This is a genomic window from Hoskinsella mucinilytica (genome assembly GCF_045223415.1).
GTDB lineage: Bacteria > Bacillota_I > Bacilli_A > Erysipelotrichales > Erysipelotrichaceae > Hoskinsella > Hoskinsella mucinilytica.
Window position 1 is genome coordinate 13,704 of the sequence record NZ_JBEQZJ010000016.1, and the last position, 18,480, is coordinate 32,183.

Here is an 18,480-nt window from a genome sequence, read left to right on the forward strand (position 1 = left end):
CCTTCTTTTCTTTATGATGTGATGATAGTAGGTCTGGCAAATAAAACGATGTTACTGAGAAAGCGAGTATCTGTTTAGGTGTGGAGTCTTTGTTTTCATATGATCCATTTTCTTACGTTTGCAAACAGCTTTACTACATAGGAAAATCATGGTAATATTTATGTGACATATATGTGATGATGGCAAAAAAGATCACATTAGAGTGAAAGAGGTAAGAATATGAAAAAATTGCTATGCTGTCTGCTGGCTTTTTCCATGCTACAAATGCCTATGGCATCGTTTGCGAAAGAAGAAGACCAGATGAAGACGAACACATCGAACGCAACTGGGCAATTAATTGCAGATGTGGATTTTACGCTTGTCTTAGAATCTAAAGACATGGATATGAATCTTTCGCTGGAAAAGGATGGGGAGCATGTAAGTACGCCATTATTTGCTACATCCGATACGATGAGTGGAAGTATTGAGGGAAAAGAAATCCAATGGAATGCTGAAGTAGAAGAAGGTACGCAGATTTCCAATGTGCATATCACGATGGATAACCTTCCTTTGGGTACTTATACCCTAACACTTCAAGGTAGTGGATTTCATACCCTAGTTCAGGAAGTGGAAATTAAAAACTACAGCAAATATCTTCATATCGATGATACTTCAGTCTTTTTGATGGGAGATGTCAATGATGATGGAGTGGTCAATGATGAAGATTATCAATTGGTATGGAATGCCATTGATCAAAAGGATCCGGGACGCTATGACATCAATAAAGATGGTGTGGTTGACATTCAGGATCTAAGTTATGTGCATGTCAATCTTGGAAATGTGTTACAACCGGCCAAAGAATCTCTCGCTAATCCAATTTTGACAGCATCCGATATTGATCTGGCAATCGATGAAGATGATTATCTCGTCAAAGGAAGTATCGTAGATCTTGTACAACCACAGGCTAAGCCACTTGTAGTTGGATTTCAAGATCATACGCAAACCATATCTCAAGAACATCCTGTCGATATTCCGATCGTGATGAAAGAACCGGTTCAAATGAATAAGATCAATATTGACCCAGGCGATGGGGAAGATGGTATTACATCAGGTATGGTCAGTGTTATGTATTTAGATGAAAGTAATCAAATGCAAGAACTTACGTATCCTTTTGATATGATCCAACGATATTATCGTAGTGCTAGGGCACAAGATAGCATTGTCATCGATCTTGGAAAACAAATTGCTGTCAAGGAAATCAAAATTAAGGTTACAGGAAATCGTAACAATACCAACCTAGCAGAAATCTCTAAGGTAACATTCTTAAATGATGTCTATGAGAAGATTCCCGAACCTCAAGCTGCTTATCCGAAAAATGTACAAGCAATCGGTGGTAATGAATCCATTGCGGTTAGTTGGAATGAAGTGGTCAATGTAACCGGTTATGAAGTAAAATACATCGGTTATGATGTCAAAACGAAACAGATGGCAGAAAAAACGATCAAAACACAAACCAACGAAGTAACGCTGACCGGTTTAAAAAATTATGAATCTTATATTGTATCCGTACAATCCATCAATGGAGATTGGTCAAGTGGATATGGTGAAAGTGTCAAAGTGGTACCTATGCCAACAAGTGTTCCTGAACAGGCAACCGGTGTGAATGCTACAGGAGGCTATCGTCAGATTCGTGTCAATTGGCAAAAGGCAAAGAATGCGTCCTCCTATCATTTATATTATCGTATCAAGGATCAAGGAGAATATCAGGAGATCCAATCCATCAAAGAAACGTCTTACTTATTAGAAGATCTTGAAGATGGTGAAACTTATCAGATCTATGTGCGTGCAGCAAACGAAATCGGATTAGGACCTAAATCATCGATCGTTGCCGCAAAAACAACGGATTTGGCATTGGCCGTTACTCCAAAGTATCATTTGATCAATCGTTCTATGGGCTCAGGTGTTACCACGAAGGGTATCAAAGACGTCATCTATCCGGTTAACATCAATCCGAATGATTATGATTTCGAATATGATAAATTTGATATCGTCGATGATGATGAAACCAGCTATTGGAATTTTAATTCCTGGGATGCCGGAGGCTTTAATGCAGGCAAACCAAGTCCGATCGTAGAATTTGAGGAAACACATGAATTTGGAGAATTTGTCGTGCTTCCAAGTTATAACACACAGGGTGGTTATGGTTATGTTCAGATTCGATATTGGGATGAACAGGGCAACATCGTCTTAGTGAAAGATGCAAGCATGAAATCTTGTAAGGATGTGAATGGACGTGTATACTATCGTATCAAATTAGCTTCACCGATCACATCTTCTAAGATTCAGATCAATCTCGCACAATCTTGGGTCTCACCTAACTATGTGAGAATCAGCGAATTGAAGTTTTATGAATATGATTCCTTGGAAAAAGACATCAATGCTTTATTTGCGGATGATCTTCAAGTGGAATTAAATCCTGATGTGACACAAGCAACGATCGATGCGTTAAGGACAAGATTGGAAACAAAGAGCCAAGGAGAAAAGCATCCGGATTATGAAACCTTGAATCAAGATCTTACTTATGCAGAAGAAATCTTAAATGATGCAGACCTAAGTGATGAGATCATGGTCGTTGATCAAACGATATCTACCGCTAATGATAGTGGAAAAGGGTATTCTTATGGTTTAAGTGATTTACAGCCATTGGGCTTTGCGGCCAAAGCAAATGATGAAATCACGGTATATCTAGGTAAGGATGCTAAAGTCAAAGGAAAGGTACAACTTGTATTCTCTCAACCATATGCGACACCTGATAAATGGAAGATCGTACAGGATCTAAAGGTTGGAAAAAACGTCATTACCGTACCAGATATCACCTCTAAAGATATCGAACATGGAGGATCTTTATACATTCGTTATACCGGAACAACACCAAGTTATGATCCATCCACCGCTATGATCAAAGTACGTATCAGTCGAGCAGTAGATATCCCTTATTTGAATCTTAGCGGCATGAGTGATGAAACACAAATGAAACAAGTAATCGGGGAGTATATCGATGAATTAGAACAATATGTTACACAACTGCGTCAAAGTTCATCTGATTATAGTGAGGCAGCACAGGCACTGAATGTGAGCGAACTGGCAACTGATCAAATGTTGTTCTCGCTTCCTGCAACTAAGGTATTAGAAGGTATCAAAGGAACCAGCAATGATCGAAACGATTGGATAGAACGTTTATATCAAAACGAATTAGCGGCAGAACAATTAATGGATATGACCTATGCACAAAAAGGTTTTTCAAAAGATGCACAGGATGTCTTAGATCAGAAATCACGTACCAGAATGAACATTCGTTATATGGATGTACAAAATGCGTTTATGTATGCAGGTGGTGCTCATGTAGGTATTCCTTATGGCTCTGCATCCGGTTTGATGAAAGGAACGCCATATACATGTCCTATAGATTCATCAGAAAAATGTTATGGGGGAGCGTTGTATGGATGGGGCATTTCTCATGAAATCGGTCATGTCATGGATCAAAGCAATGGGGCATATCCGGAAATTTCAAATAATGTTGTCGCATTGTATTCTTCTACCATCGATGAAACATCGTTCTCGAGAATCGGAAATTATAAAGATGATTATACAAAGATATATGAAAAAGTAACAAGCAATACCATCGGTTATTCTTCTAGTGTATTTACACAGCTCGGTATGTATTGGCAATTACATCTTGCTTATGATGATCAATATATTCGCCCAAATGATACAAGTGGTGTATTGGCGAAGATGTATCAAGCATATCGTCACCATAGTGCTGATGGAGCTGACAAGGATAATTTATTGATCCGTATGGCATCTGTTGGCGCAGGAAAAGATCTAAGTGATTACTTTAAACATTGGGGCTTGGTCGCTACGGAAGAAACCAAGCAGTGGTTAAAAGATCGAGGCTTAAAGGAAGAAACCAAACCTATCTATTATTTAAATGAAACCGCACGTAGAAAACGTATAGAAGGTACAGCCGAAATGGCACAAGGAACAACCCTTTCTGTGACATTGGATCATGATGCTCAACATGGAAATGATAGTAAGCAAGCAGTACTTCATATGAGCGTGGATCAATCACAAGATGCGATTCTGGGTTATGAGATTTATCGTAATGGAGAAGTGATCGCCTTTACCAATGAACAAGAGTTTAAAGATACCATAACAACTTCTAACAATCGTGTGTATACCTATGAAGTGATTGCCTATGACTATGCTTTACAGCCTACCAATAAGGTAGTATTGGATCCAATCAAGATCAGTCATGATGGTAGTATCAATAAACAAGACTGGGTATATCAAAGCAATGCCATCAACGATCAAATGATCGAAGGTGATGATGAAATGAGAAAGCTTCCATTGGATCAATTGTTTGATGGAAACTATGACAACACTTATGAAGGTAAGGTTACAAAGGGGAATGTTGAAATCATCGTCGATATGAACAAAAATCAACCGGTTATTGGATTTAAATACAGCATGGCAAAGGATGGCACACATCCGCCAAAAGATTATGAAGTTATGATCAGTCAAGATAAGAAAAACTGGAAAAGTGTCGCAAAGGGTAAACTGAATACCACAGATGATACACAGACGGTTTTCTTTACCAGTGATCAAGATACAGAAAGCAACAAATTGGAAATCTTTGATGCTCAGTACGTAAAATTTGTATGGAAACAATCAGAAGTATCCATTGCGGAGCTAGATGTCTTATCTCCTCCAGGAGACAATATAGAGCTATCACAAGATGAAATCGGCATATTAAAACAGGATCATACGTATGCACAAGGGAAAACGATTCCGAAAGGTTCTTTGGTTTTCACCGGAGAATATCGTGGTAATCCTGCATTCAATGCAGTCTTATTGTTGAATGAACGTGATGAAGTCATTGCGGATGCACAAGGAGAAGCAAGTTCCATTTTATTGGCAACCATTCCAGAACATACGCCACTAGATGAGATAGCAAGTGGTCGATGGATCTATTGGATAGAGCCTGAATATTTAGATGAGGCTTTGAATTTTACCAGTGTCAAAGCACAGCTTTATCGTGTAGATGATGCACAAGAAAACAGTGGACAGCGTTTGGTAAGTGATACCTTAATGGTGGATATGCCAAAGACTTTACCGGATATTACACTTACAGGAGGGAAATAGGGTATGAAAATAAGAAACATGGTCGTAACGTTACTGGTGGCATGTAGCTGTTTCCTTACATCGGTAAGTGCAAGCGAAACACCTGAAATCATCGTTACGGCAAAAGAAGAAAATAAAGCTCAATTACAAATCAAGGGAATCGGCAATGTCAATGCCTTTTCCCTTAACCTAAAGCTAACAGGTGATGGAGAATTATCGGGATTAGAACCAAGTGATGCTATGATCTCACAAGGTGCTAAGGTCAATTATCGTTATCACCAAGAAACCAAAGAATTAGATATTTATGTAACAAGTAAACAAAGCTTTACCTATGAACAAACATTGGATGTTGCCGACATTTACTTTACAACTTCGAAAGACACGCTGATGAACGTAACCATGAATGAAGAGAAAGCAGGTCTTACTACCGTAAACAAAACAACGAAGACCAATGAAATGGAAGCAATCCTATCCGCAGATCCGATTGCCATAAAGTCAGAATCTAAGGATCCTGATGAGGAAGAACAACCAAAGGTAGAGAATATAACACTTCAGGATCAAACGACAGGGATCGTTTTAGAAGCAACCTCAGATGTGATAGCGAAACAGACTTCCATGAAGGTTCAACAAATATCTGATGAAACTCAATTATATGATTTCAAACAACAGCTAAAGGAAGTTTCCTCTACCTTTACGGCATATGAAATCAGCTTATGGGATGGCACCACACAAATTCAACCAAAAGGGAAGGTACGTATCAGCATGCCTTTGCTTGCCGGATATGATCCAGATCAAATAGCAATCTATCAAATCAAAAACGAGCTACAAATCTTTGATATCACCATACAAGATCACATGGTTATGTTTGAAACCGATGATTTGGATGGTGTGTTCGCATTAACCAAAAAGGATCCAAAACAAATCATTGTAGAGGAAGATGAAATGCAAAATGGTTCACAAGGAGAAGATGGTCAAAAACAACCATCTACTGATCAAAAAGGAACAGATACAGGAGATCATAGCAATCGTTCTCTTTATCTAACGTTATTACTGATTTCTGCAGGATGCTTAAGTTTTGTAGGTTATAAAAAGTATAAAAAACATAGTTAAAATGGATATCTGAGCAAAGATATCCTTTTTTTTCATCCAAAACTGAAAAAAACGATATAAAATCACATTTATGTCACGAATAAATAAGAAAAGGATTAAATATCACAAAAAGGTCACAAAAACTTCAGTCATCTGTTTACACGTGATTTTTTTGCGAGTATAGTATAGATAGACAAGCGGTATTCTCAGTATTTATGTTACAAAACAGAGTATCGAACAAGAACTAAGGGAGGCAACATACATGAAAAAGATAGATATGAAATCAAAAATGTTAAAATATAGTACTTGCACCGTATTAGGTGCCGGAATGATTTGTGCACTTGCATTCGGAAACACAGCACCAACAGCTAAGGAAGATAAAACCGCCGCAATCGGTGTTGTCGGTATCGATAGTGCCGCAAAAGATGCAGTAAAATCTATCGAACAGGTTTCAACGAAAAAGAGTGCAAAGAAAGATCAGGAACAAGCAGAAACTAAAACCAAAGAAAAAGAACAACAAGAAGAAGTAGCACAGGAAACGCAAACACAAACACAAACACAAACGCAACAAGCTCAAGAACAAGAATCTTCTACGCAAAAGGAAACAGCACCTGTTTCCAAACAAACAAGTGCCCCTAAACAACAAGAAGCAGCTCCACAGCCTGCCACAGAAAACATTACAAGTCCAATTGCGCAAACCGCTCTTTCTTTGGTAGGCTCTCAGATGTATTGTGAAGAAGTCGCAGAAGCTAGTATCAATGCAGTAGGAAGAAGTGCTTGGATCACCAAGACTTATATGGATGGGGATGTACAAGTAGTAGAAGATACCATGGGTCCTGATAACTTCTTACAAATTGCATCTCAAGTATCTCTAAACAACCTACAACCAGGGGATTTATTATGGTACGCAAACAATGGTGGTGGAGGAAGCCACATTGCGGTATATGTTGGAAATAATCAAGCTGTACATGGTGGATACAACGGAAGAAACGTTGTACTTGCTGGTATCTATTTACCAGGTGCATCTACACCTATCGGATTACGTGTGTAATCCGTTTTTTTTATGTTTATGTTTCGACATTTTACGACACTTGATTTCATATACTGATAACAGGTGATAAAAATGTTGTCCACGTTATTTGAATTATTGTCAAATGCATTATGTTATGTAGGATATATCAGAAATAACAGTTTTCTTCAACCTTTAGATAAAGAAGAAGAGGCTACCTGTATCGCAAAGCTAAGCGAGCATGATGAAGAATCTCGCAATAAGCTGATTGAGCATAATCTAAGATTGGTTGCTCATATCGTAAAGAAATACGATATTCGTAAGGAACAAAAAGAAGACTTGATCAGTATCGGTACCATCGGACTCATCAAAGCCATTGATTCTTTTAAACCGGAAAAAGGACATAAACTAACGACTTATGCCAGTAAATGTATTGAAAATGAGATCTTGATGTATTTAAGAAGCAGTAAAAACTATTTCCAAAATGTTTCTTTGAATGAAGCTATCGCTACGGATAAAGATGGAAGTGAAATTACCTTGATCGATGCCATTAGCGCACCGGAAGAGAATATTATCGAAGATATGATCTTAGAAGATAATGTCGCAAAGCTCAAACGCTTTATTCATGTACTTGATGGAAGAGAACTGGAAATCATTACCAAACGTTTTGGCTTATATGGACAAAAGGAACAGACACAAAGAGAAATTGCAAAACAGATGAATATCTCACGTTCCTATGTTTCCCGAATCGAAAAAAGAGCCTTTATGAAGATCTATCGAGAGTTTCAAAAGGACGAAAAAAAACGAAAATGCATAAAATGAATCAGCTACCCCTAAGTGGGCAGCTTTTCTTTTTGTCAAGGGAATTTTGTTTCCAGTTACTTACAGATGACTTGTGCGTATAGTGGTAAAACATCAAGGGAAGACTTCTAGTACACAAGGCTAGGAGGTTAGGAAATGAGTCGTTATAAAGTAGAAATAAGTGGTATTAACACATCTTCGTTAACAGTGCTGAGCAATGCGGAAATGAAGGAATTGTTTGTAGCTCTTCAATCAGGAGATGAAAGCGCAAAGGAAACCCTGATCAAAGGAAATCTAAAGCTTGTCTTAAGTATCGTACAGCGATTTCATAATCGTTGTGAAAATATGGATGATTTATTTCAGGTGGGTTGTATCGGTCTTGTGAAATCCATTGATAATTTTGATTTAAAGCATGAGGTACGATTTTCAACCTATGCGGTACCTATGATCATGGGAGAAATCAAACGTTATTTAAGAGATAATCAAGTCATACGAGTATCCAGACACTTAAAAGATCTTGCCTATAAGGCATTTCAAGTAAAAGAAGAATATATCCATACGCATCAAAAGGAACCGAGTGTAAGTTATCTTGCCAGCGTATTAGAAGTAAAGGAAAAGGATATCGTAGATGCATTGGACTCTACACAATCGGTATTAAGTATTTTTGAACCGGTCTATAACAGTGATGGAGATGAGTTGTTTCTATTAGATCAAATCAAGGATGAGCATAATGAAATCGAAAAGCTATCGAATATCATGGCATTGAAAAAAAGTATGAAGCATTTAAAAGAAAAAGAATTGGAGATCATTCAGAAACGGTATTATGATGATATGACACAAACCGAAATTGCCAATGAACTCGGTATTTCTCAAGCACAAGTATCCCGATTAGAAAAAAATGCCATAGCGGCATTGAGAAAAGAAATCGAAAACTAGAACATTTATCACAAAACTACATACAATAGAACAGGTGAAGAAAATGAGATACTGTGAAATTGCCGGAAAACAGGTTATTAATATTCGAACAGGAGGATTGTTGGGCGTGGTAAGTGACATGGGATTTGATCCTAGAAATTATCAAATTTATGCTATCTTTGTGACACCCAAATGCTCCTGTATCAAAAAAATGCTGCCCTTTTTGTTTAGCAGAGAAGAAATCGAAATCGATGTCAAAGAGATTGAAAATATCAATGGAGACGTCATTCTGGTGAGATTTGATTAAATCTTGCCTTTTCTTTTGGAAAAAACCTTTTTCAAAAGCATAGTTTGTGTTAAAATGTTAGTAATGTATAGGAGGTATGCCAAAATGAGCATCGGTCAGAAATTTAAAGAATTTATTGCACCAATGGATGAAGATGATGTGTTGGAAGTAGAACAGGAAGAAGATAACCGTGTCCTGTCTGAATATGAGCAGCCGAAATCAAAGGTAAGTCGTTTGTCTGGAGATACCAAAATGGTATTGTTTGAGCCTCGTTCTTTTGATGAAGCAGAGGAAGTCGCAAAACGCTTAAAGGAAAATAAAGCAGCTGTCATTAACTTGCATAAGCTACAAAGAGATTATGCTCAAAGAACAATTGACTTTTTAACAGGTGTGATCTTTGCGTTGGATGGTACCATTCAAAAAATCGGTCATAATGTCATTCTTTGTGCTCCTAAAAATGTAGCCGTTCATGGTGAAATTAGCTTAGAAGCTAACGAAGAATAAGGATTCATCTTGCATCAGTTACAACATTTTCGGGGTAATGAGGAGTTCGTAAAGCGTGTGTATGATCAAATTGATCAAATGCAACGCTACAGACGTATCTGCATTACTCCCTTTTTTACGCCGGAAGAAGCCTTGATCACCCAAAGCATTTGCGGAAAGCATATCCCTTATCAAATGGATGGAGGATATCTTGGAGCACAACGAGTACGCTTTGCATTTCTTCCTTATGAGGATGATCAAGTAGAATTTCCAACCATCTGTTTAAAAGCATCCTACTCCAAGACCTTTGCCAAGCTGACCCATCGTGATGTATTAGGAGCCATCATGCATCAGGGAATCGAGCGTGATATGGTTGGTGATTTTATTATAAAAGACGATCAAATATATCTGTTTTGTGATGCCCATATCGAATCCTACCTCATATGTAATCTTACCAAGATCAAACGCTGTAGCGTACATTTCAAACGAAGTCTGGAAACCATCGTTCATGAACAAAAGATGATCCAAGAAACTAAAGTTGTTTCCTCTTTGCGTCTAGATGTTTTGGTATCCTCGCTTGGACATATGTCTAGAGGAAAGGCCGCTGAGATGATTCAGGCAGGCTTGATCAAAGTCAACCATATGGTATGTGAACAAGGCGCTACGATGATCAAAGAAGAAACAACGATTTCCATACGAGGAGAAGGTTTGTTCTTGTTTCAAGGCGTAAAAGGAAAGACCAAAAAAGATCATTTGGTGATTGAAGTCGCAAAATACGAATAAAGCAGGGAGATGAAGAGATGAAGTATACCTTTACAGAAGCTTTACTTCAACAAGGCACACGTTATTTTATCAAAGTGCCTTTTCCTATGAGCAAAGAGCGTGGAAGCACAGGTTTTATTATGGCGAAGATTACCATAGAAAACCAAAGCTTTGAATGTAAGCTCATTCCCAAAGGAAAGGGAATGTATGTAATTCCCGTACCAAAGAAGATCAAAGAAACATTACACAATGAATATGAATCGATATCACTTGAAGTGATAGAACATTTGACCCGTATCAATTCAAAAGATCCTTATACCAAAGAACATCCCATAGCCAATATTGATCCTATCAAAAGACTTACTTATTCCAAACCGGGCTATTGCGGTCAACTTTGTTTGGCAATGTTAACGGGAAAAAGTGTAGAAGACATCATTTCTATCACACAGGCCAAAGCATGGCAATGCTCCATGTCTAAAGTAATGGAAACATTGGATCATTTTGGTATTCCACACGATGAGAAAATGACCTATACCAAAGGAAAACAAGTAGAACTACCAAATCGTTGTATCGTTAATGTGAGGGCGCAACCAAAAAATCATCTCGTATTATATGATAAAGGAATCTTTTATGATACGATCAATGTAAGCTTTGATGACATCATAGGCTATCTGGGAATCCATGTATCGTGACAAGATTTCGCAAATACATACGATAACTTGAAAAAAGCCCCTTGAACACTGAACTTATTTGTGACATAATAATAATGCTATTTCCATGTGCAAGATAGAAACTACTTGTATGAGAGCTAGAGATGAAAGGTGATGTTATGGACAAACAATCATTTGATACAATGAAAAATGGATATAATCGTTACCAGGTCGATGGCTATATTTCACAGCTATGCGCTGAATGTGAAGAACTGAAACAAAAACATCAGGCTTTGAACAATCAGATCATGATGCTGGAAGAAGCGCTTGCACAAAAAAACGAGGAATACAAAACGGTCGTTGAAAATTTGGCAGTGAAAGAGAAAGCCGCTGGAGAAATGGCAAGGATTGCGATGAAAGAAGCGAATATGATCGTGGAAACCGCACAAAAAAATGCCGATACCATCGTGAAAGAATCATTGATGATGGCCAGAGGAATTTTGCTTGATATTGCCAGACTTGGAAATGAAGCAAATGAAATAAAGGGCAGTATGAAAGAAGAGCTGAAACAGCTTGAGCTTGCTCTTGATGAATTTGAAACACCGCAGATTCCGGATATGGATCTATTAAAAAAAGAATTGTAAATGCGCTAAAACAGAAAAGACACGTTTCATGTTGGAAACAAATAGAGAGCAGGTGGTTGGTGAAAACCTGTTGTTAAAAAGATGAAATATCACTTTTCGATGCAGATTCCTTGAATGAAGTAGGGGAATACGGACACACACCCGTTATGTGTGAGAGGGCATATCTGATGATATGAACTAAGGTGGTACCGCGTGAACACGTCCTTAGATAAGGGCGTTTTTTTATTTGAAGGAGGATATGTAATATGGAATACAAAGATACGCTGTTAATGCCAAATACAAAATTTGAAATGCGTGGAAAACTTCCAAGCAAAGAACCAAACTTTCAGCAACGCTGGAAAGAACAAAACATCTATGAAAAAATGTTAGAAAAACGTGAGGGTTGTGAAGCTTTTGTACTACACGATGGGCCTCCTTATGCCAATGGAGATATCCATTTAGGACATGCTTTAAATAAGATCTTAAAAGATGTTATCGTTCGTAATCGCTTTATGGCAGGTTATAAAGTACCTTATATCCCAGGATGGGATACGCATGGGTTACCAATTGAAACGGCAATCCAAAAGCTTGGGTATAACCGTAAAGAAATGGAACTTTCTGATTTTAGAAAGCTTTGTTACAACTATGCCTTAGAACAAGTAGAAAAACAGAAAAAAGGCTTTTTATCTCTTGGTGTCGTAGGTGACTATGATCATCCATATATCACTTTGACCAAAGATTTTGAAGCACATCAAATTGATATCTTCGGAAAAATGGCAATGGATGGTTTGATCTATAAGGGATTAAAACCGGTATATTGGAGTCCATCCAGTGAAACAGCATTGGCTGAAGCAGAAATCGAATATAAAGACATTAAAAGTCCTACCATCTTTGTGAAATTCCCTGTAAAAGATGGAAAAGGCGTATTAGATAACGATACCAGTTTTGTGATTTGGACAACAACACCTTGGACCATTCCAGCAAACTTGGCAATCTGTTTGAATAAAGATTACACCTATGCACTAGTCAACAGTGAAAAAGGGAAACTTATCATATTACAAGAACTTGTGGATGATCTATTCGAAAAATTTGGATTAACACAGAAAGAAATCATCAAGACCTTTAAGGGAGAAGAGTTGGAAATGATCACTTGTCAGCATCCTTTGTATGATCGTGAATCCCTTGTGATCTTAGGAGACCATGTAACTGCTGATGCAGGTACCGGATGTGTACATACAGCACCGGGCTTTGGTGCAGATGACTTCTTCGTAGGTCAAAAGTATGGACTACCTGCTTATTGTAATGTCGATGAACATGGATGCATGATGGAAGATTGCGGAGAATGGCTTGCAGGACAATACGTTGATGATGCCAATAAGACCGTTACACAAAAGTTAGATGAATTGGGTGTCTTATTAAAACTGGAATTCATTACTCACTCTTATCCACATGATTGGAGAACCAAGAAACCTATCATCTTCAGAGCAACTACGCAATGGTTTGCTTCTATCGATAAGATTCGTGAAAAATTATTAAATGAAATCGATCGTGTTGACTGGATTCCAAAATGGGGTCAACAACGTATGCATAACATGATTGCGGATCGTGGTGATTGGTGTATTTCTCGTCAACGTGCATGGGGCGTACCAATTCCGATCTTCTATGCAGAGGATGATACGCCGATCATGGATCAAAAAGTATTTGATCATGTCGCTCAACTATTCAAAGAATTCGGATCTAATATTTGGTTTGAAAAAGAAGCAAAAGAGCTTTTACCGCAAGGCTATACTCACCCAGGATCACCAAATGGAATCTTCCGTAAAGAAACAGATACCATGGATGTATGGTTTGATTCAGGAAGTTCTCATACTGGCGCAATGATCGAACGTGGATTAGGCTATCCTGCAGACTTATACTTTGAAGGTAGTGACCAATATCGTGGATGGTTTAACTCTTCTTTGATCATCGGAACAGCAGTTCATGGTCAATCACCTTATAAACAAGTATTAAGTCATGGCTTTGTTATGGATGGCAAAGGCGTAAAAATGAGTAAATCACAATGGAATGCGGTTGCTCCAGGAGAAATCACAAAGAAATATGGTGCTGATATCCTACGTTTATGGGCAACCAGTGTAGATTATCAAGCAGATTGCTCTATGTCAGATGAAATCTTAAAACAAATTTCCGAACAATACCGTAAGGTACGTAATACCTTTAGATTTATGTTAGCAAACATCAATCCTGAAACCGACTTCACCAAAGAAGATTTGGTAGATGTAAAAGACCTACCAGCTCTTGATCAGTATATTCTGATTTTATTGAATGAAGCAAATACCAAAGCAATCAAAGCTTATCAGGAATATCGTTTCGCAGATATCACTGGTATGTTAACGAATTTAATGACCAATGAATTATCCGCATATTTCATGGACTACACAAAAGATATCTTATATATCGAAAAGAAAGATGCATTAAGAAGAAGACAAGTACAAACAGTACTTTACCATGCGATGGACTTCCTATTACGTTTATGGGCACCGATCCTTGTTCATACTTGTGAAGAAGTTAATGACTTCTTCCATGCAGAAGAAGAAAGCATCCATTTAGGAAGCTTCAAAGAAAACTTGGAAATCGAAAACGCAGAACAAATCAAAACCGATGTTGCTCGTTTAATGCTGATTCGCCAAGATATCTTCAAAGCACTAGAAACCGCTCGTAGCGAAAAAGTAATCGGTAAATCATTAGAAGCACACGTCATTGTCAATGTTTCTGATGAAGATCGTAAACTGATCGAAACTTATTGCGCTAACCAATTCAAACAATGGTTAATTGTATCAAAAGTAAGCTTCTCTATAGATGAATTGACTGCCTATGAAGTATGTCAGGTAGCCGTAGAAAAATGCATCGGTAAGGTTTGTCCTAGATGCTGGAACATTACAGAATCCGATAGAGAAGATGGCTTATGTGAACGTTGCCATGATGTTCTAGAAGGTTAATATGATCAATGAAGGCATATCAAATCGATATGTCTTTTTATTAGGTAATCTTCCCTAAACGATTATGATAAAATGATTTCATGATACTGATAAGGAGATTGTTATGAAATCAGCCAATCAACAAGGCAAAGTAATGCAAAAGAAACAAGAATGGAATTATCAACTAATTGATGTTATGAAATATCTGGCAGCCATCATGGTGATCTGTGTACATTGTAACCAACTGTTCCCACAAGATTATCTTAACTTTTTCATAAAAAATATCCTTTGTAGAATAGCCGTTCCATTCTTTTTTATAAGTAGTGCTTATTTCGTTCGAAAGGGCAGTAAGACAAATGATAATTATGTAAAGACTTATCTAAAAAACTTGATAATATCTTATTGCTTTTGGAGCATAATATTTATTCCAATCGGTCTAGATTGGATTCATCAAAACTTAGATTTATCAGGATATTTATTGCCATTTGCCTTATTATATGGATTGGTGCATATAGGAACCTATTATCATTTATGGTATGTTCCCGCAATGATACTTGCTATATTTTTCGTTCATAAATTATTGAAACGATATTCCTATAAAGCTCTATTTACGCTTTCCATAGCCTTATTCCTATTTGGAAGCATGGAATCCTATTACGGGTTATTACCCCCAGGATGGTTCAAAGATTTTTTTGATATCTTGATAAAAGTGATTTTCACTACAAGAAGTGGGATATTTTATGGTATCATCTTTACATTGATCGGCTTTTTCCTATACGATCATCAAGATAACATCATATCTTTATCTAAATACTTATCTATCTTAACTTTACTATCTTTCATCTTATTGATCATAGAAGGCACCTTCCTCTATGGTATCGAAAGACTGGATATGAATTTTATGATCATGTTGATACCTTTCAGTTTTTTCTTTTTTCAATGGATCTTAGTATGTCCGATAACATTTAAGTTCCATACAAAGAAACTGCGAGAGTTATCAAAATATTATTATTTCATTCATCCGGTTTGTATTGTTATCGTTGAGGAAATAGGTCAGGGCTTAGGATTACCACTCTTATCATCTGGCATCATAAGTTTGCTGTTGATTATATTACTCACACAGATGGTAAGCTCTTTGATCATAAAGACCAAACATCCTCTAAACAAACCGTTTGTATTATTGTCACCGTTATTAGGTATGCTAGTAACCATGTTATTAGCAAGCATATTCTTTAGCTTTAAACTAGATGAAATCATGATAAAATTTGAATTGGTACCATGTCTATGGTTTTACTCTAGCTTTTTGATTTATGGTATCTTATCAAGAATTAGGATTGACAAGAAACCCATCATGCAATAAGATAAAACAAGTAAAAGAATAGAGGTATGTTATGGAAATCACATCACTAACCAACGCTAAGGTAAAGCAATGGGCAAAATATAAAGAAAAGAAACATAGAGATAAAGATGAATGCTTTCTAATTGAAGGAGAACATTTGATCGAAGAAGCACATCATGCCGGTTTGATCGATTGTATCATGATCGAACAAGGAAAAACTTCAATGTATCCTCAATATGAAACCTATGAGGTCACAAAAGAAATCTTGAAAAAACTAAGTGACAGCGTCTCAGGTTCTGATATCATGGCACTATGTCATCGAAACCAACAACCACTTCCGACTTATCAAAAAGTTGTCGTATTGGATGATGTACAAGATCCCGGTAATTTAGGAACTATCATTCGTACTGCATATTCCTTTGGCTTTGATGCTGTACTTTTAAGCAATCATTGTGTAGATGCATATAATGAAAAGGTGATTCGCTCCACACAAGGAGCCATCTTTCATATCCCTGTCATTCGAGGCGATATCATGACTCAGCTTCAACAGCTAAAAGATCAAAACATCACAATCTATGCAACTTCGCTCCATGAAGCAACCTCACTATCAAACACAAAAATTCAAAAACCATGTGCATTGGTATTCGGTAATGAGGGAAGTGGTGTATCACAAGAAGTGCTAAGCTTCAGTGATGAACGTGTCTATATTGAAATGGAAACTTTTGAGTCATTGAATGTAGCAGTTGCAGCCGGTATTTGTATGTATGCATTTCGTTAATTGAGTTAGATTTCCTTTTGTTGTGAATTTGTTGTAAAATACACATAATCCTATCTATTTACTAGGCTATTTGGATGATTTTACCAAGTGTTTAAAGGATTTATCTTATTTTGTCATAACTACATCACAAATATAAAAAGTTAACTTGCAAAATTGAAATTCGTTACATTTTTATGATTATAATACTAGAATTGATATGACATATTTGTTATAATATGAATGTCAATAAAAGATGTAGCGCTTACATTTGGGCTTGAGGCGCTAAAAAAGAGGAGAGACGAAAAATGAAAAAGAATTTGAGAAAAAACAAAAAAGGATTTACACTTGTTGAGATCATCGTTGTTCTGTTGATCATCGGTATTCTATTAGCTATCACAATTCCTTCTATTATGGGATATGTAAACAAAGCTAAGGAAGCTAAATATGAAGCGCAGGCACGTTCTGGTTTCTTAGCTGCACAGACAATTACAGCAGCAAACGTTGCTAAAGGCGAGACAAATGACGCTAATTTAGCTGCAGCTATTACAAAAGCAAATGTAGCTACTGAATTAAATGAGACAGCTGGTAATGAAACAATTAGTGAAATCAACTGTACAGTATCCAATAAAAATTTAGAAAAATGTTCTATTAAGGTAAAAGATTTTGCTGATAAATGGGTAAATTTCGAAGCAAATAAAGAAGCAGTAGTTGCTACTACCCCTACTGTACCAGCTCCAACACCAGCACCATAACCAGAAAAAAGATTAAAATAAGTACAACAAAGTTCACAATGCCTCTATTAATTTAGAGGCTTTCTAATTTAAACCAGAGAAAGGAGAGATATGAATGGAACCTATTTTATTGATACTTTATATCTACTCCTTTTTCATTGGTATTGTAGTTGCTAGTTTTATCAATGTAGTGATTTATCGAGTGCCACTTGGATTATCTGTCGCAAAGGGTAGAAGTTATTGTCCTGGATGTGGGCATACACTGGCATGGTATGATTTATTTCCTGTATTTTCTTACTTGTTTTTAAGAGGAAAGTGCAGATATTGTAAAGCTAAAATTCCTATGAGGGATACGGTCATAGAATTTGTTGGGGGACTTATAGGAATTTTATGTTTTCATCATTACCAATTTACATGGGATGTGTTACTTGTGTTTGTGATCATGATGATATTGGTCGCAATTACTATGATAGATTTTGATACGATGACGATACCAAATGGCTTGGTCATAGCATTGATTGTGCCAACAATCGCAATGGAATTGATTCATCCGGAAATTAGCTTGTTAGAAAGGATCATTGGATTCTTTATCATAAGTTTACCGATGTATCTCTTGATTATCGTGATACCTGATTGTTTCGGTGGTGGAGATGTGAAATTGATTGCTGTTGGTGGGTTTCTGTTAGGATGGAAATTGACCTTGGTTGCCGGGTTTATCGCAATATTATTAGGTGGATGTTACGCTGTGTGGTTATTGTTGTCGAAAAAGTCAAAAAAAGGCGCACATATTGCGTTTGGTCCTTATTTATCCATAGGAATTGTGGTATCATTATTGTATGGAAATTCATTGTTAAATGCTTACTTATCGCTATTCCAGTTATAAAACAGACGAGGTGAAAT

The 18,480-nt window shown here is 37.0% G+C and carries 15 protein-coding genes and 1 other annotated feature; all 15 genes read left to right on the forward strand.

Annotated features, from left to right (window positions below; all coding sequences use genetic code 11):
* Window positions 1–219 precede the first annotated feature (219 nt).
* The 15 genes from UGRO018_RS07205 to UGRO018_RS07275 all read left to right on the forward strand — a co-directional run bounded on the left by UGRO018_RS07205 (window position 220) and on the right by UGRO018_RS07275 (window position 18,463).
* Window positions 220–5,181: a fibronectin type III domain-containing protein gene (locus tag UGRO018_RS07205; RefSeq protein WP_416325798.1), complete on the forward strand. Its 4,962-nt coding sequence runs from the start codon at window positions 220–222 to the stop codon at window positions 5,179–5,181.
* Between the two features lie 3 nt (window positions 5,182–5,184).
* Window positions 5,185–6,270 (forward strand): hypothetical protein, encoded by a 1,086-nt coding sequence (locus UGRO018_RS07210; RefSeq protein ID WP_416325799.1) that lies wholly within the window; start codon window positions 5,185–5,187, stop codon window positions 6,268–6,270.
* Between the two features lie 241 nt (window positions 6,271–6,511).
* Window positions 6,512–7,300, forward strand: a complete 789-nt coding sequence (locus UGRO018_RS07215; RefSeq protein WP_416325800.1) for an NlpC/P60 family protein — start codon at window positions 6,512–6,514, stop codon at window positions 7,298–7,300.
* 72 nt (window positions 7,301–7,372) lie between these two features.
* Window positions 7,373–8,080, forward strand: a complete 708-nt coding sequence (gene sigK / locus UGRO018_RS07220; protein ID WP_416325801.1) for an RNA polymerase sporulation sigma factor SigK — start codon at window positions 7,373–7,375, stop codon at window positions 8,078–8,080.
* Window positions 8,081–8,215: 135 nt separating this feature from the next.
* Complete coding sequence (gene sigG, locus UGRO018_RS07225) at window positions 8,216–8,995, forward strand: RNA polymerase sporulation sigma factor SigG (RefSeq protein ID WP_416325802.1); 780 nt, start codon at window positions 8,216–8,218, stop codon at window positions 8,993–8,995.
* Window positions 8,996–9,038: 43 nt separating this feature from the next.
* Window positions 9,039–9,281, forward strand: coding sequence for a PRC-barrel domain-containing protein (locus tag UGRO018_RS07230; RefSeq protein ID WP_416325803.1), 243 nt, complete (start codon window positions 9,039–9,041; stop codon window positions 9,279–9,281).
* Between the two features lie 84 nt (window positions 9,282–9,365).
* On the forward strand, window positions 9,366–9,764 hold the full coding sequence (locus UGRO018_RS07235; RefSeq protein ID WP_416325804.1) for a cell division protein SepF: 399 nt from the start codon (window positions 9,366–9,368) through the stop codon (window positions 9,762–9,764).
* Between the two features lie 57 nt (window positions 9,765–9,821).
* Window positions 9,822–10,526, forward strand: coding sequence for a YlmH family RNA-binding protein (locus UGRO018_RS07240; RefSeq protein ID WP_416325805.1), 705 nt, complete (start codon window positions 9,822–9,824; stop codon window positions 10,524–10,526).
* A 17-nt stretch (window positions 10,527–10,543) separates the two neighbouring features.
* The gene (locus tag UGRO018_RS07245) at window positions 10,544–11,197 is read left to right on the forward strand and encodes a DUF1905 domain-containing protein (protein ID WP_416325806.1); all 654 of its coding nucleotides are present in this window, start codon (window positions 10,544–10,546) and stop codon (window positions 11,195–11,197) included.
* A 137-nt stretch (window positions 11,198–11,334) separates the two neighbouring features.
* Window positions 11,335–11,799, forward strand: a complete 465-nt coding sequence (locus UGRO018_RS07250) for a DivIVA domain-containing protein (protein ID WP_416325807.1) — start codon at window positions 11,335–11,337, stop codon at window positions 11,797–11,799.
* 7 nt (window positions 11,800–11,806) lie between these two features.
* Window positions 11,807–12,008, forward strand: a binding site (T-box leader).
* A gap of 36 nt (window positions 12,009–12,044) precedes the next feature.
* Window positions 12,045–14,774 (forward strand): isoleucine--tRNA ligase, encoded by a 2,730-nt coding sequence (gene ileS, locus UGRO018_RS07255; RefSeq protein ID WP_416325808.1) that lies wholly within the window; start codon window positions 12,045–12,047, stop codon window positions 14,772–14,774.
* A gap of 103 nt (window positions 14,775–14,877) precedes the next feature.
* Window positions 14,878–16,113: an acyltransferase family protein gene (locus tag UGRO018_RS07260; RefSeq protein WP_416325809.1), complete on the forward strand. Its 1,236-nt coding sequence runs from the start codon at window positions 14,878–14,880 to the stop codon at window positions 16,111–16,113.
* 31 nt (window positions 16,114–16,144) lie between these two features.
* Window positions 16,145–16,870, forward strand: a complete 726-nt coding sequence (locus UGRO018_RS07265; protein ID WP_416325810.1) for a TrmH family RNA methyltransferase — start codon at window positions 16,145–16,147, stop codon at window positions 16,868–16,870.
* A 284-nt stretch (window positions 16,871–17,154) separates the two neighbouring features.
* Window positions 17,155–17,601, forward strand: a complete 447-nt coding sequence (locus tag UGRO018_RS07270) for a prepilin-type N-terminal cleavage/methylation domain-containing protein (protein WP_416325811.1) — start codon at window positions 17,155–17,157, stop codon at window positions 17,599–17,601.
* Window positions 17,602–17,695: 94 nt separating this feature from the next.
* Window positions 17,696–18,463, forward strand: a complete 768-nt coding sequence (locus tag UGRO018_RS07275) for a prepilin peptidase (RefSeq protein ID WP_416325812.1) — start codon at window positions 17,696–17,698, stop codon at window positions 18,461–18,463.
* The last annotated feature ends 17 nt before the right edge of the window (window positions 18,464–18,480 follow it).